Below are 13,758 nucleotides of genomic sequence, written 5' to 3' on the forward strand. Positions count from 1 at the left end.
ATATTGTTAAATTCATTTTTCAATATCATTTTGGTGGGTATGGTTATTGCGGCGTGTTCCTGTCATCTTTCATTTTGAATATCAGGACACCTCATGAGTATAGAATTTTATTCACGATTGCCTTTGCATGGCGAAACCCAATACCTGCCAGGAGACAACCGTAACCGGGGAGATTGGAACCGTGCACAGGGGCAGGGTACAGGCGCACTGTCCAATTTCCGTGTTGGGGATACCTTCAACTATATCGATTATCTTTCTCAGGTGGCGCGTGCAACGGAGATCAATGGATTCGGTGGCGTATTGATGGTCAATGCTCCCAGTGGTGAGGAGCCGTGGACTGTAGCTTCGTTGCTGGCGCGTGAGACCCGTTCTTTGAAGTTCATTACGGCATTCCAGCCCTATCATTTCACGCCATGGAATGCTGTGCAGATGGCGGCAACCTACCAGCGTGCGACTGGTAACCGCCTCGTCTGGAATATTATCAATGGCGGTTCAGAGGTGATACAGCGGCAGGTGGGGGATTATGTGCCGCACGATGAGCGTTATGAGCGTGCTGATGAGTTCCTGCAAGTGGTCAAGGGGTACTGGAACTCGGAATCTTTTAGCTTCGAGGGTAAGTACTACAGGAGTGAAAACGGTGGGTTGCGTGGTCCGCTGGCCAAGGCTGAGCTTCCCCTTATCTGCACGGCAGGTTCATCCGAGGCTGCGCGCGAGTTTGGCGCCAAGCATGCCGATTATTACCTGATGCGCGCTGAGCGCCCGGACGAAATTGCCAACCTGATTGCTGATGTAAGGGCGCGGGCAGAGCGCTATGGACGTGCTGGGGAGATACGTTTTGGCTTGTCGATAGACGTGATCACGCGGGAGACCGAGGCGCTGGCCTTTCAGGAAGCCAAGCGATTTTTTGATGAGGGGATTGCAGCCGGGGCTGATCGCGCGGTAGCAGCACATGCCGGTTTGCGTTCGGCGCGTCGTCTCAGTCACGAAAACGAGTTTGCACAGCAGGCACTTTCAGCGAATTTCGAAGACTTTTTTATCTATCCGAATGTCTGGGGCGGTCTAGGCCATATCGGTATTCCACCTGGCTGCGCACTGGTCGGTAGTTACGAATCGGTGGTGGGTCGCATTCGTGAATATAACGAGATTGGCATCTCTCTATTTTTCCTGGCGGGATACCCTCACTTGGAAGAAGCCTACCGTATTGGTGAGCATATTTTGCCGCGTTTCCGCGACCCCATTCATCATCGCAGCACGGCACCGGTAACGCTGGTGGCTTCGGCAAATGGAGGATAAACCCAACAGGGCAACTGGTGGCCTGGTGTTCCTCAGTGAGAAGCGTCTAGTAACTGATCGGCCAGCTGGCCTGTTCGAAGCGATAAATCGCCAGGCTACCGAGCAAATTGGGCATGAAGCTGACCGTATCGCCTTCGTTGATGACGATGCGGTCAGTGATGCGGATATTCATTTTCGCGCATAGTGCTTCAAAGTCATCAATGGTACACAGGTGCAGGTTGGGCGTGTTGTACCACTGGTGCGGAATGTTGTCCGAGACCGGCATATGCCCAGCCATGAGCTGGATGCGATGGCGCCAGTAGCCAAAATTTGGGAAGGTGATGATACCCTGCTTACCCACGCGCAGCATTTCGCGCAATACGCCTTCTGTATTGACCATGGCTTGCAGGGTTTGCGACAGGATGACGTAATCAAACGAAAGCGAATCGAATCCGGCTAGTCCGGCCTCCAGATCCATCTGGATGACATTGACACCGTGACTGATACATTCCAGGACGTTGTTGTCATCCTTGTCCACGCCATAGCCCTTGACGTCCAGCTTGTCGTGTAGGAATGAGAGCAGGGCACCATTGCCGCAGCCTAGGTCCAGTACCTTGGATTTGGGTTGTATCCATTTTGCGATGAGCGCAAAATCGTGGCGATTTTCTGCTTCCTTTACAATTTTTGTGCTCATGCGCTTGCTCCTGTGTCAATTTTTGCAAGATAGGCGCGCAGTATCTGGTGGTAATGTGGATCTGGCATCAGGAATGCATCGTGACCGTGGGCAGCGGTGACTTCTGCGTAGCTGACGCTAAGTTCGTTATCCAGCAGCGCCTTGACGATTTCTCGCGAGCGTGCGGGAGAGAAGCGCCAATCGCTGGTGAATGAGACGACGAGAAAGTCTGCCTTGGCCTTGGATAGGGCTACGCTCAGGTCGCCGCCATGTGTAAACGCCGGGTCGAAGTAATCCAGAGCCTTGGTCATGCGCAAATAGCTATTAGCGTCGAAGGCCGTAGCGAATTTGTCGCCTTGATAGCGCAGGTATGACTCCATTTCGAACTCCACCTCGAAGCTGTACTTTAGGCTGCCATCACGCAATTTTCGGCCAAATTTCGCGCCCATGGCATCATCGGATAAATACGTGATATGGCCCAGCATGCGGGCGATACGCAGGCCGCGATTGGGAATCACGTCATGTTGGTAATAATCGCCATTGTGGAATTCCGGGTCGGTCATGATGGCTTGGCGAGCAACCTCATTGAACGCCAGGTTTTGTGCCGTGAGATTGGGCGCTGAGGCAATCACTAGCGCATGGCGCACGCGATCAGGGAAGTCTAGTGTCCATTGCATCGCCTGCATGCCGCCCAAGCTACCACCGACCACAGCAGCTAATTGGCTAATGCCAAGATGATCAACCAATAGTGTTTGCGATTTCACCCAGTCTTCTACTGTGAGCATGGGGAACTGCGAGCCCCACGGTTTGCCAGTTGCAGGGTTGATGCTGGCTGGGCCGGTGCTGCCATGGCAGCCGCCCAGGTTATTGAGGGCGATGACGAAGAACTTGTTGGTGTCCAGCGGCTTGCCTGGGCCGATAAGGTTGTCCCACCAGCCAGAGTGCTTGTCGTCTTCTTTGTGTTTGCCGGCGGCATGATGGTTGCCCGACAGTGCGTGACAAATCAGCACAGCATTGGATTTGCTGCTGTTCAGCGTGCCATACGTCTCGTAGATGATGTCGAAAGCGGGCAACGCTTCGCCACTTTTCAAGACAAGTGGTTGCTGGAAATGTGCGGTTTGCGGCGCGACGATGCCGACGGATAAAGAATCTTGCATGGATGGGATTATACTATGGCTTATGTCAGACCATCATACCCCGCAAGCGGGTTCTATGCTTGCTGCTTACCAGGGAATCTCACCGCAAATTGGGCGGGAAGTTTACATCCACCCTTCTGCCGTGATCATTGGCGATGTTGTGCTCGGTGATCACGCTTCGGTATGGCCTGGTACCGTGATTCGTGGCGACGTCAACCATATACGTATCGGTCAGGGCAGCAATATCCAGGATGGCTCCATTCTCCATGTCAGTCACAAGTCGAGCTGGGAGCCTGAGGGCTCCCCCTTGATCGTGGGGGCTAACGTGACGGTAGGCCATAAGGTGATTCTGCATGGTTGCACGCTTGAAGACGAATGTCTGATTGGTATGGGTAGCATCGTGATGGATAAGGTGGTGGTGCAAAAGCACGTATTGCTTGGTGCGGGCAGCTTAGTGCCAGAAGGCAAGGTGCTGGAAAGTGGCTTTCTCTACCTCGGTAGTCCTGCAAAGAAAATCAGGGCGCTGACGGAAAAGGAAATCGCCCATTTCATGTATTCCGCTCAACACTACATGCGCCTCAATCAGCAATATCTTGCCGCGGCTGACAGCCAGCGCTAGACAATAGCGGCAGCATCGCCTACAGTCTCTTCATGATGACAAACTTAAACCTAATCTTGTTTCTGCGACTGTGGTGGCTGATAGCTACTGTCCGTTGTATCGGATCATTGCGGTAAGTTGTTGATCATCAGATAGCGCGGGCCTTGTCCTGTTTTGCTATCCTCACGTGATAAGGCCTGTATTGTTGAGCATATTGAATACAGGTTCCTCATACAAATGCCCCCGTTTCTTGCACCATTCTTTTCCTCGCGTCAGCAGGCCTTCGGCGTGTTGTTTGCGCTTGTCTCTGCGATCGGTTTTTCTGCCAAGGCGATTTTCGTCAAGCTTGCTTATCTGGAGCCGATTGATGCTGTTACCTTGTTGGCTTTGCGCATGGCTTTCTCTGTGCCATTCTTTATCGTCGCCATGTTTGTCGGACAGGAAAAAGCAGCAGTGATGCAAAGCCGCGACTGGTTTGCGGTGCTGCTCCTGGGTTTTGTTGGCTATTACCTTGCAAGCTTCCTCGATTTTCTTGGTTTGCAGTACATCAGTGCCGGGCTAGAACGCCTCATCTTGTTCTTGTATCCGACCATGGTGGTGCTGATCAGCTCGCTTATATTCCGTCAGCATATCGGCAAAACCGTGATGGTAGCGCTCTTGTTGAGCTATGCCGGTATCGTGTTGGTCTTCGTGCATGATTTTAGCCTGAATGGCGATGGCCTTTTTCTCGGTGGCAGCCTGGTGTTTGCGAGTGCGCTTGCCTATGCAGTTTACTTGGTGGGGGCAGGGCACACGATTGCCCGCATCGGGGCCATGCGTTTTACGGCTTATGCCATGACAGTGGCCTGCCTTGCCTGCATAGCGCAGTTCCTGCTTACTCATCCGTTGAGTGCCTTGCAGCAATCTGGGCGCGTTTATGGGTTGACGATCGGGATGGCATTGTTTTCCACTGTGTTGCCCGCATTTGCCTTGGCGGCAGCCATGAAGCGTATAGGATCGATGCAGACCTCGATGATAGGCGCGTTGGGGCCAGTGGCAACGATTTACCTAGCCTATGTGTTTCTTGGAGAGCAGTTATCGCTGATCCAGTTTATGGGGTCGGTATTGGTGTTGGTTGGGGTGATGATGATCAGCCTGCGCAAGCGCGCTGCTTAAGTGGGTAATAACTGGCCGAGTGTAATCCGTTCATGTCCTGCCAGGTCTAGCATGCTGTGTACGCTTGCAAAGAGGTGACTGCTGAAAAGCGTGCGTACGGCACTGCCCTGATCGTAGCCATGCTCAATGATTAACCAGCCTGAGGGGGTCAGGTGCTCTGGAGCGTGCGCCACGATCTTGCGGATGTCATCCAAGCCATCAACGCCTGATGCCAGTGCCGTCAAGGGTTCAAAGCGCAGATCGCCTTGCTGTAGATGTCGGTCTGCGGCTTCAATATAAGGCGGATTGCTGACAATCAAGTCAAAGCGTTGGCTTGCGACAGCGTTAAACCAGTCGCTATGCAAAGCAGTGACATTGTGTGCAGATAGTTGTTGTGTATTGGTGTTCGCGACAGCAAGCGCGGCTTCTGAGTTATCCAGAATAGTCACCTGAGTAAGTGGGCGCTCGAGTGCCAATGTAATGCCGATAGCACCTGTACCAGTACCCATGTCGAGGACGGAGGCTTGCTGATCTGGCCGTATACGATCCAGTGCTGCTTCCACCAGTATCTCGGTATCAGGCCGAGGTATTAGGGTGTCAGGCGTTACCATGAATGACCGGCCGTAGAATTCACGGTGCCCCAAAATATGAGCGACAGGCTCGCCTTGAATGCGGCGAGCTAGCAGGCTTTCAAAGCTGCTGCGTAACTCGTCCGTTACCATGTCGTCACCATGAGCAATAAGCCAGGCGTGATTGACGCCTCCCAGGCTATGCTGCATCAGGCTGCGGATTTCAATGCGTACTTCTGCAAGCTCAAGCCCGCTTGCTTCATGCAGGCGGTTGGCCGCACACGACATCAGATTCTTGAGCTTGGCCATGAGAGGTGCCTAGCGATGATGGCGCCAGAGGACGATCACGATCAGGACGTTGATGGCAAAGACGCTGAACCCAAGCCAGCTGAAGTGCTTGAGCAGTTCCAGTATCTCGAATGGCAGGTAGAGGCCTGAACTTGCGATGCCCAGGATAATGGCCCAGTGCCTGCCTAGCCATAAGCCATAAGCTTCCAGTAGGCGGATGGCAGCATAGAACATGGCACCGAATGCCAGTGTCATTAGTCGTGGTTCGGTGATATTGGCAACCCAATGCAGCAGAATGCGCGGGGTTTCGTTCGCAGGGTTGAGGTGCAGATGGCGAATCAGCGTTTCGGCATAGGCTTGCCAATCCGCGTTGATATAGCGAAAAAGGGCAAGCGATGCCCCCAGCACCAAAACGCCCTTGCTGGCTTCAAGTAAGGCAATACTGCGTAGGCTGGCATTCATTGGCCTCAGTTATCCTCGCCCAATGTTGCTAACAGGTCGGCCTGGTGTTCTGCTGCCAGGGTGCCGATCAGCTCGTCCATGTCGCCCTCCGTGATTGCATCAATCTTGTAGAGTGTCAGGTTGATGCGGTGATCGGTGATGCGGCCTTGTGGGTAGTTATAAGTGCGTATGCGCTCACTGCGGTCGCCCGAACCAATCAGGCTGCGACGCTCGCTGGCGATTTTGCTTTGTTGTTCATCAACCTGCTTCGCCTTGATGCGTGCGGCAAGCACTTGCATGGCCTGGGCTTTATTGGAGTGCTGGCTGCGACCATCCTGGCATTCCACTACAATCCCAGTGGGGAAGTGGGTGATGCGTACTGCGGAATCGGTCTTATTAATGTGCTGGCCGCCAGCGCCTGATGCGCGGAAGGTATCAATGCGGATATCAGCCGGGTTGATTGTGATGTCGCTGACTTCGTCCACTTCCGGCAATACCGCGACGGTACAAGCAGAAGTATGAATACGGCCCTGGGTTTCGGTTTCCGGCACGCGTTGCACACGGTGGCCGCCGGATTCAAACTTGAGTCGGGAGTAAGCGCCAAAGCCCTCGATCTTGGCGATGATTTCCTTATAACCGCCTACTTCAGATTCGCTGGCGGAGACGATTTCTACCTTCCAGCGTTGCCGTTCAGCATAGCGGGAATACATGCGGAACAGGTCGCCGGCGAACAGTGCAGATTCATCACCGCCAGTACCAGCGCGGATTTCCAGGAAGATATTGCGTTCGTCATTGGGGTCCTTGGGCAGCAGCAGCTTCTGCAGCTCTTTCTCAATGTCTTCAAGCTTTTGCTTGTTGGCCTCGATTTCTTCCTGGGCGAATTCCTTCATTTCCGGGTCTGAGAGCATCACCTGTGCTTCCTTGATGTCACTCCCGGCTTGTTCATAGGCGCGGAATTGTTCGACGATAGGCGTGATCTCGGCGTGTTCGCGCGTGATCTTGCGATAGTTGTCGATATCGTTAGTGGCATCCTCGCTGGATAACAAGCGATTCAGTTCATCCAGGCGCTCGCTCAAGGTGGCGAGCTTTTTCATCATTGAAGGTTTCATTGCGCTAATTGTGTAGAACGACAGGTTGGGTTAGTTGTGGATCTGGTAAAGCTGACGCAGCATGGCTTCCAGTTGGTCACGGTCTTCGCCGCTGACATTATTGAGTGCATGGCTGGGGCCATGTAACAGCTTGTTGGTGAGTGCATTACTTAATGCATCCAGTACTTGGCCTGGATCATCGCCGCGGGCCAATAATTTACGGGCTTTTTCCAGTTCGCTCAGGCGGTGGCGCTCTGCCTGCTCGCGCAGGGCGCGTATGGTCGGCACGGCGCTCCGGGTTTTGAGCCATTGCATGAAATTATCCACGCGCATGTCGATGATGGCTTCGGCTTCTGCGGCAGCCTCCTGGCGGTTTTCCATGCCTTCCTGCACTACTTGCGCAAGGTCGTCCACTGTATAAAGGAACACGTCATCCAGCTCACCCGCTTCTGGCTCGATGTCGCGTGGCACCGCCAAGTCGACCATGAACATGGGTTTGTGTTTGCGGGCGCGGATGGCGCGCTCCACCATGCCCAGTCCGACGATGGGTAACTGGCTGGCAGTGGAAGTGATGACAATGTCAAATTCAGCCAGGCGATCCGGCAGGTCAGCCAATAACATGCTTTGGCCGCCGATGTTGGCCGCCAGTTCTTGGCCGCGCTCTAGCGTGCGGTTGGCCACGGTGATGGATAGCGGGCGATGTGCGGCAAAATGCTCGGCACATAACTCTATCATTTCACCCGCACCGATGAAGAGTACGTGCTGGTTATTCAGTGCGCCGAAAATGCGCTGGGCCAAGCGTGTGCTGGCCGCTGCCAGTGAGACTGAGTTGGCACCAATATTGGTGTTGGTGCGCACTTCCTTCGCCACGGAAAATGTGCGTTGGAACAGCTTGTGCAGCAATGTGCCGAGGGTGCCAGCATTTTCGGCAATGCGCACCGCCTGCTTCATCTGTCCTAATATCTGGGCTTCCCCCAACACCATGGAGTCTAGCCCAGAGGCAACGCGGAAGGCATGCTTGACGGCATCTTCCTGCGGCAGGGTGTACATATAGGGTGCAATCGCGTTGGGCTGTAGCTGATGGTAGTTGGCTAGCCAATCCAGGGCTTTTTGCGGGTTGTCGGTGTTGCAGTAGAGTTCGGTGCGGTTACAAGTCGATAGGATCGCCGCTTCCCGGATGCCGTAAGAATTCAAGTCGCGCAGCGCACCGCCGAGATGCTCGTTCTGGAAAGCGACATTCTCACGTATGGAAACGGGTGCGGTCGTGTGGTTCACGCCGACGGTAAATAAATGCATCCTGCAATTTTCCTGTATCGCGGCAACTTAAGCAACAATTTCAAGCAATTAAGCCAAGAGGGATTGTGCGCGGCAGGCCGCTATCATACTCTCATTTGGTAGTGTTGAACTAAGCTGTTCGTTAGCAAGCAAATTTTTGCCAGCAATCACTTGCCGCGCCAGCGCTTCAAGCCATCATGTGGCTTAGTATAAGCCTGATCACAGTATGGATTTTGCAATAAGCGTTGCTAATGCTGGGTGCGTTGACATCATTTTCGGTTAAAATAAATATTTTTACGCTATACACCCTTAAAAATCATGGCTAAACCATTCAGAATTGCTCCTAGTATCCTTTCCGCCAACTTTGCCAAGCTGGGCCAGGAAATCACCGATGTCATCACTTCCGGCGCTGATATTGTTCACTTCGACGTGATGGATAACCATTACGTTCCCAATTTGACGATCGGCCCTTTGGTCTGTGAGGCAATTCGCCCAGTGACTGATGCCATCATCGACGTGCACTTGATGGTGAAGCCTGTTGACCGCATCATTCCTGATTTTGCCAAGGCTGGTGCCAATATCATTACTTTCCACCCAGAAGCTTCCGATCATATTGATCGCAGCCTGTCCCTGATCCGTGATAATGGCTGTAAGTCCGGCTTGGTGTTCAACCCGGCTACGCCGCTGTCCTATCTTGACTATGTCATGGACAAGGTTGATATGGTGTTGTTGATGTCCGTGAACCCGGGCTTTGGTGGTCAGAAGTTCATCCCTGGCACGCTGGACAAGCTGCGTGAAGCGCGTGCTCGCATTGATGCCTACACTGAGAAAACTGGCCGTGAAATCTGGCTGGAAATTGATGGTGGCGTGAACCCTGCCAACATCGCGGAAATTGCCCGTGCGGGTGCCGATACATTCGTGGCAGGTTCTGCCGTGTTTGGTGCTGGCAAGGATACCGACCCTAACCGTTACAACACCGTGATCAGCGCGTTGCGCGCTGAGTTGGCTAACGTATAAGCAACATGCAGATGAATACCCGAATCCTGAGTGATCGCAATAGCTGGCGATGGTGGCGCTGAACAGTCGCTACCAATACCCATGAACATACATGGGCGCCACTCAATTACAACAACATCAGGATTCGGGAGTTTTTATGCTGCAAACCATCAGTCAACAGGAATTCAATACCCTGGCAAGCCAGGGCTATAACCGTATTCCCTTGGTCATCGAAACCTTCGCTGACCTTGATACACCGCTTTCCCTCTACCTAAAGCTGGCTAACCAGCCATACTCCTACTTGCTTGAGTCAGTGCAGGGAGGTGAGCGTTTTGGCCGCTATTCCATCATCGGTTTGCCTGCGCATGTGCGCATAGAAGTGCGAGGGCAAGCGATCAAGGTGCTTGACCACGATCAGGTGGTTGAGGAAGTGTCAGATATTAATCCGCTGGATTTCGTCCAGGCTTATCAGGCCAGGTTCCGCATCCCGCCGCATGAAGGCTTGCCACGCTTTACTGGTGGCCTAGCTGGATATTTTGGTTACGACACCATCCGCTACATTGAGCGTCGTTTGGCTGGCACTGCCAAGCCGGATGCGCTGGGTGTGCCTGATATCTTGCTTATGGTCTCGGAAGAGATCGCTGTGATCGATAATCTTTCTGGCAAGCTCTATTTCATTGTTTATGCAGACCCTGCTGTTGCTGAAGCTTATGCAATGGGTATTAAACGCTTGCATGCCTTGGTGCAGCGCTTGCGCCAACCAGTGACGATTCCGCAAGCGCCTGCGATGCCTGCTACCGATGCCGTCTCGGAGTTTGGCGAGGCTAGCTTCAAGGAAGCTGTTGCTAAATCCAAGCAATATATTTTTGATGGCGACATCATGCAGGTGGTGTTGTCACAACGTATGGCTAAGCCTTTTACTGCCCCACCTTTGTCGCTTTATCGCGCCTTGCGTAGCCTCAACCCTTCTCCCTATATGTTCTACTACCATATGGGAGATCATCATGTGGTTGGGGCTTCACCCGAAATCCTCGTGCGATTGGAGGAAGATACGGTCACTTCACGCCCGATAGCTGGCACACGCCCACGTGGCAAGACGCGTGAGGAAGATGTTGCTCTGGCAGAAGAGTTGTTGGCTGACCCCAAGGAGATTGCAGAGCATGTGCAATTGATGGATTTGGGGCGCAATGACGTGGGTCGCGTGGCGCAAGTGGGTAGCGTGGCAGTGACTGACAAGATGGTGATTGAGCGTTACTCACACGTGATGCATATCGTGTCGAATGTTGAAGGCAAGCTCAAGACAGGTTTGCACGCGATTGATGTGCTAAAAGCGACCTTCCCCGCTGGCACCTTGAGCGGGGCACCCAAGGTGCGTGCCATGGAAATCATTGATGAACTTGAGCCAAGTAAACGCGGTATTTACGGCGGTGCAGTGGGGTATCTTGGCTTCAATGGTGATATGGATCTGGCGATTGCCATCCGCACCGGTGTGATCAAGGATGGCATGTTGTATTCACAGGCTGGTGCAGGCATTGTGGCAGACTCAGTGCCTGAAAATGAGTGGATAGAAACCCAAAACAAGGCGCGTGCCGTATTGCGCGCAGCGGAGATCGTACAGGCAGGGCTAGATAACAAGGAGTAGGCATGGCAGCAGCTAGTAGCCGGATTCTGTTTCGGCTCATCATTCTGGCATTCGGGTATTTTGCCTTGGGCATGCTGGGTAAAGTGCTGCCATTCTCCGTGTTTCAGGCCAATCTGGTTTGCTTGCCTGCAGGAGTGGCTGTAGCTGCCTTACTTCGTTGGGGCATGCACTACTGGCCTGCTATTTTTGCAGCCCAGCTGGCGCTCGTGCTCAATGCCTATGGTTTTGACCTTGCCAATGCGCTGTTGATTGGTGCTCTTCCTGTCGCGTATACCATGGCTTACACCTTGACGGCTTGGATGCTTCGAATCAGCGGCTTTCACTACACGCTGGACAGGATTCGTGACATTTTTCTCATGATGCTCGGCATGGTAGTGGGCATGCTGGTGCTCAGCGTGATGGAAGTTGCCATCTTGTACCAAGCGCAATTGCTCAGTATCGACAGGCTGCTTTCTTCCTTGTTATTTGGCTGGGTTGCCAATGTACTGGGAATATTGTTGCTATTGCCATTACTGCTCAATATCACCTGGAATGAATTCCTTGGTTTCTGGCGGCGGCACACCCGCTTTGCCTTATTGGCGGTGACCCTAGTGACTATCGAATGGGCGATCTTCAAGTTTGCGCCAGATGATGCTGATCAATACATGTTGTTTGCCTTTCTGGTTGTGCCCCTGGTGATTCTCATCTCAATGCGTACCGGTATCACGGGGTCATCTATCGTGGTATTGGTTTTGTCCATCGTTGCGATGGCATCCACCCGAGTGGGTGATTTGCCAGAATTGGCACAGTCCATATCTCAGCCAGTCTGGGCGTTGTGGGTCTTGATGGGTACGCTATCCATGGTTGGGATGCTGATTGTTGCCTTGCAATCTTCGCGTGAGATGGCGGAGAGGGCATTGCGCAACAGCGAGACGAAGTTCAGGGCCGTGATTGAGAATGCGCAGGATGGCATTGTCAGCATTGATGAGCAGGGGAGGCTGGTGGAGTTTAACCATGCTGCCGAGGCCATGTTTGGCTATCGTCGTGAAGATGTATTAGGGAAGATGCTGGTGGATACCCTGATTCCTCCGGCGATGCGTGATGCTCACAGGCAAGGTCATCAGCGCTATCTGGCTTCAGGAGTCAGCACAATGTTGGAGCGCAGATTGGAATTGAGCGCTTTGCGCGCTGATGGTACCGAATTTCCAGTTGAGTTAACGATCACCTCCCTCAAAGAGCAAGGCGTACCACTGTTGACGGGTTTTTTCCGTGACCTGACTGAGCGTCGCAAGGTCGAAACGGAAATCCGCAACCTGGCTTTTTATGATGTGTTGACTACTCTGCCGAACCGCAGGCTGCTGCTAGACCGTTTGCATCAGGCAATTGCAGCGAGTATCAGGCATGGCAAGCATGGGGCGGTGTTGTTCATTGATCTGGATAACTTCAAGGCGCTGAATGATTCGCGTGGGCACGATGTAGGCGATTTGCTGCTGGTCGAGGTTGCCCGCCGCTTGCGCCAATGCGTGCGTAACGAAGATACCGTTGCGCGCTTGGGTGGCGATGAGTTTGTCATTGTCCTCGAAGATCTGAGCATGGGGCTTGAGCAGGCGATAGCGCAAACAAAGCAGATTGCCCAAAAAATTCTGGAAACAATTAATCATCCTTATCAATTGGGAGATATTGAACATCACAATTCATCAAGTATCGGTATTGTTCTGTTCAATGGTAATTTCGTCAGTATTGAGGAGTTACTCAAGCGTTCGGACACTGCCATGTATGAAGCTAAAGCTGCCGGGCGAAATACCCTGCGCTTTTTCGATCCAGCCATGCAGGCTGCGCTGGAGAGGCGAGTAGATATGGAGTTACAGCTGCGACTGGCGATAGTGCAAAAGCAGCTGCGCTTATTTTGCCAGGTGCAGGTGGATGAAGAGCGCAAGGTCTTCGGTGCTGAGGTGTTATTACGTTGGCAACATCCCGATCATGGCTTGCTGTCCCCCAAAGAGTTTGTCGCGATTGCTGAAGATAGTGGCCTGATTGTCTCGATAGGTCATTGGGTGCTGTATAGCGCCTGTCAGCAGCTTAAGGCTTGGGAGGGCAAGCCTGGGTTTGATGGCTTGCAACTGGCGGTAAATGTAAGTGCACGCCAGTTTCGCCATGTGGATTTTGTCGATGAGGTCCGGAAGATACTGCAAACTACCGGCGCAGATCCCAGCTTGCTCAAACTCGAGCTAACAGAGAGCGTAGTGCTGGACAATATTGCGGATGCGATTGCCAAGATGAACGCCTTGCGCGAGTTGGGCGTGCGTTTTTCCATGGATGATTTCGGTACCGGATATTCTTCCCTGGCTTATCTCAAGCGCTTGCCCCTGACGCAGGTCAAGATTGATCGCTCATTTGTCCATGACATTACCGAGGATGCCAGCGATGCGGCGATTGTGCAGGCTATCCTGGCAATGAGTAGCACCTTGGGGTTGCGCGTGGTCGCTGAAGGGGTGGAGACGGAAGACCAGTTTGCATTGTTGCAAGGCTATGGCTGTCGCTATTTCCAGGGTTTTTTGTTCTCCAAGCCCTTGCGCATAGAGGATTTTGAGGCGCTGTTGCAGGACAAGGACTTTTTTTTATGATGAATTGCGCCCAAAATAGCGGGCTTGCTCCAAAGCGGAATAA

Annotated in this window: 12 protein-coding genes; 6 read left to right on the top strand and 6 right to left on the bottom strand. The window is 52.9% G+C overall.

All coding sequences use genetic code 11. The features are described from left to right. Positions 1-93: 93 nt before the first annotated feature. Positions 94-1,293, top strand: coding sequence for an LLM class flavin-dependent oxidoreductase (locus tag LG202_RS11995; RefSeq protein ID WP_230348604.1), 1,200 nt, complete (start codon positions 94-96; stop codon positions 1,291-1,293). 46 nt (positions 1,294-1,339) lie between these two features. Here the strand turns inward: LG202_RS11995 and metW are convergent, their stop codons facing one another. Continuing rightward, positions 1,340-1,966, bottom strand: a complete 627-nt coding sequence (gene metW, locus LG202_RS12000; protein ID WP_230348605.1) for a methionine biosynthesis protein MetW — start codon at positions 1,964-1,966, stop codon at positions 1,340-1,342. Further along, the gene (metX, locus tag LG202_RS12005; protein WP_230348606.1) at positions 1,963-3,102 is read right to left on the bottom strand and encodes a homoserine O-succinyltransferase MetX; all 1,140 of its coding nucleotides are present in this window, start codon (positions 3,100-3,102) and stop codon (positions 1,963-1,965) included. Before metX ends, metW begins: the two co-directional genes overlap by 4 nt. A gap of 55 nt (positions 3,103-3,157) precedes the next feature. On the opposite strand from metX, the gene LG202_RS12010 reads away from it, so the two are divergent. Both LG202_RS12010 and LG202_RS12015 read left to right on the top strand, forming a co-directional pair. Continuing rightward, positions 3,158-3,700, top strand: coding sequence for a gamma carbonic anhydrase family protein (locus LG202_RS12010; RefSeq protein WP_230348775.1), 543 nt, complete (start codon positions 3,158-3,160; stop codon positions 3,698-3,700). A gap of 216 nt (positions 3,701-3,916) precedes the next feature. After that, positions 3,917-4,834: a DMT family transporter gene (locus LG202_RS12015; RefSeq protein WP_230348607.1), complete on the top strand. Its 918-nt coding sequence runs from the start codon at positions 3,917-3,919 to the stop codon at positions 4,832-4,834. Here the strand turns inward: LG202_RS12015 and prmC are convergent. Genes prmC through hemA form a run of 4 tightly spaced genes read right to left on the bottom strand, consistent with a single transcriptional unit; the run spans position 4,831 to position 8,495 of the window. Further along, complete coding sequence (gene prmC / locus LG202_RS12020) at positions 4,831-5,691, bottom strand: peptide chain release factor N(5)-glutamine methyltransferase (protein WP_230348608.1); 861 nt, start codon at positions 5,689-5,691, stop codon at positions 4,831-4,833. The genes LG202_RS12015 and prmC overlap by 4 nt on opposite strands. A 9-nt stretch (positions 5,692-5,700) precedes the next feature. Beyond that, the gene (locus LG202_RS12025; RefSeq protein ID WP_230348609.1) at positions 5,701-6,132 is read right to left on the bottom strand and encodes a DUF2127 domain-containing protein; all 432 of its coding nucleotides are present in this window, start codon (positions 6,130-6,132) and stop codon (positions 5,701-5,703) included. Between the two features lie 5 nt (positions 6,133-6,137). Next, entirely contained in the window at positions 6,138-7,220 is a 1,083-nt protein-coding gene (gene prfA / locus LG202_RS12030; RefSeq protein WP_230348610.1) for a peptide chain release factor 1, read from the bottom strand. Between the two features lie 30 nt (positions 7,221-7,250). After that, positions 7,251-8,495, bottom strand: a complete 1,245-nt coding sequence (gene hemA, locus LG202_RS12035) for a glutamyl-tRNA reductase (RefSeq protein ID WP_230348611.1) — start codon at positions 8,493-8,495, stop codon at positions 7,251-7,253. Positions 8,496-8,792: 297 nt separating this feature from the next. On the opposite strand from hemA, the gene rpe reads away from it, so the two are divergent. From rpe to LG202_RS12050, 3 genes are all read left to right on the top strand, one after another. Next, positions 8,793-9,491 (top strand): ribulose-phosphate 3-epimerase, encoded by a 699-nt coding sequence (gene rpe, locus LG202_RS12040; protein WP_230348612.1) that lies wholly within the window; start codon positions 8,793-8,795, stop codon positions 9,489-9,491. A gap of 136 nt (positions 9,492-9,627) precedes the next feature. After that, the gene (gene trpE / locus LG202_RS12045; RefSeq protein ID WP_230348613.1) at positions 9,628-11,112 is read left to right on the top strand and encodes an anthranilate synthase component I; all 1,485 of its coding nucleotides are present in this window, start codon (positions 9,628-9,630) and stop codon (positions 11,110-11,112) included. Positions 11,113-11,114: 2 nt separating this feature from the next. Next, positions 11,115-13,715 (top strand): bifunctional diguanylate cyclase/phosphodiesterase, encoded by a 2,601-nt coding sequence (locus tag LG202_RS12050; protein ID WP_230348614.1) that lies wholly within the window; start codon positions 11,115-11,117, stop codon positions 13,713-13,715. Positions 13,716-13,758 lie beyond the last annotated feature (43 nt).

The sequence above is a fragment of the Methylobacillus methanolivorans genome (genome assembly GCF_054588515.1).

Excerpts from the sequence above, each read along its gene's own strand:
- LG202_RS12010 (WP_230348775.1), top strand. The coding sequence starts at position 3,158 with ATGCTTGCTGCTTACCAGGGAATCTCACCGCAAATTGGGCGGGAAGTT.
- metX (WP_230348606.1), bottom strand. The coding sequence starts at position 3,102 with ATGCAAGATTCTTTATCCGTCGGCATCGTCGCGCCGCAAACCGCACAT.
- rpe (WP_230348612.1), top strand. The coding sequence starts at position 8,793 with ATGGCTAAACCATTCAGAATTGCTCCTAGTATCCTTTCCGCCAACTTT.
- metW (WP_230348605.1), bottom strand. The coding sequence starts at position 1,966 with ATGAGCACAAAAATTGTAAAGGAAGCAGAAAATCGCCACGATTTTGCG.
- LG202_RS11995 (WP_230348604.1), top strand. The coding sequence starts at position 94 with ATGAGTATAGAATTTTATTCACGATTGCCTTTGCATGGCGAAACCCAA.
- LG202_RS12025 (WP_230348609.1), bottom strand. The coding sequence starts at position 6,132 with ATGAATGCCAGCCTACGCAGTATTGCCTTACTTGAAGCCAGCAAGGGC.
- trpE (WP_230348613.1), top strand. The coding sequence starts at position 9,628 with ATGCTGCAAACCATCAGTCAACAGGAATTCAATACCCTGGCAAGCCAG.
- LG202_RS12015 (WP_230348607.1), top strand. The coding sequence starts at position 3,917 with ATGCCCCCGTTTCTTGCACCATTCTTTTCCTCGCGTCAGCAGGCCTTC.
- prmC (WP_230348608.1), bottom strand. The coding sequence starts at position 5,691 with ATGGCCAAGCTCAAGAATCTGATGTCGTGTGCGGCCAACCGCCTGCAT.
- hemA (WP_230348611.1), bottom strand. The coding sequence starts at position 8,495 with ATGCATTTATTTACCGTCGGCGTGAACCACACGACCGCACCCGTTTCC.
- LG202_RS12050 (WP_230348614.1), top strand. The coding sequence starts at position 11,115 with ATGGCAGCAGCTAGTAGCCGGATTCTGTTTCGGCTCATCATTCTGGCA.
- prfA (WP_230348610.1), bottom strand. The coding sequence starts at position 7,220 with ATGAAACCTTCAATGATGAAAAAGCTCGCCACCTTGAGCGAGCGCCTG.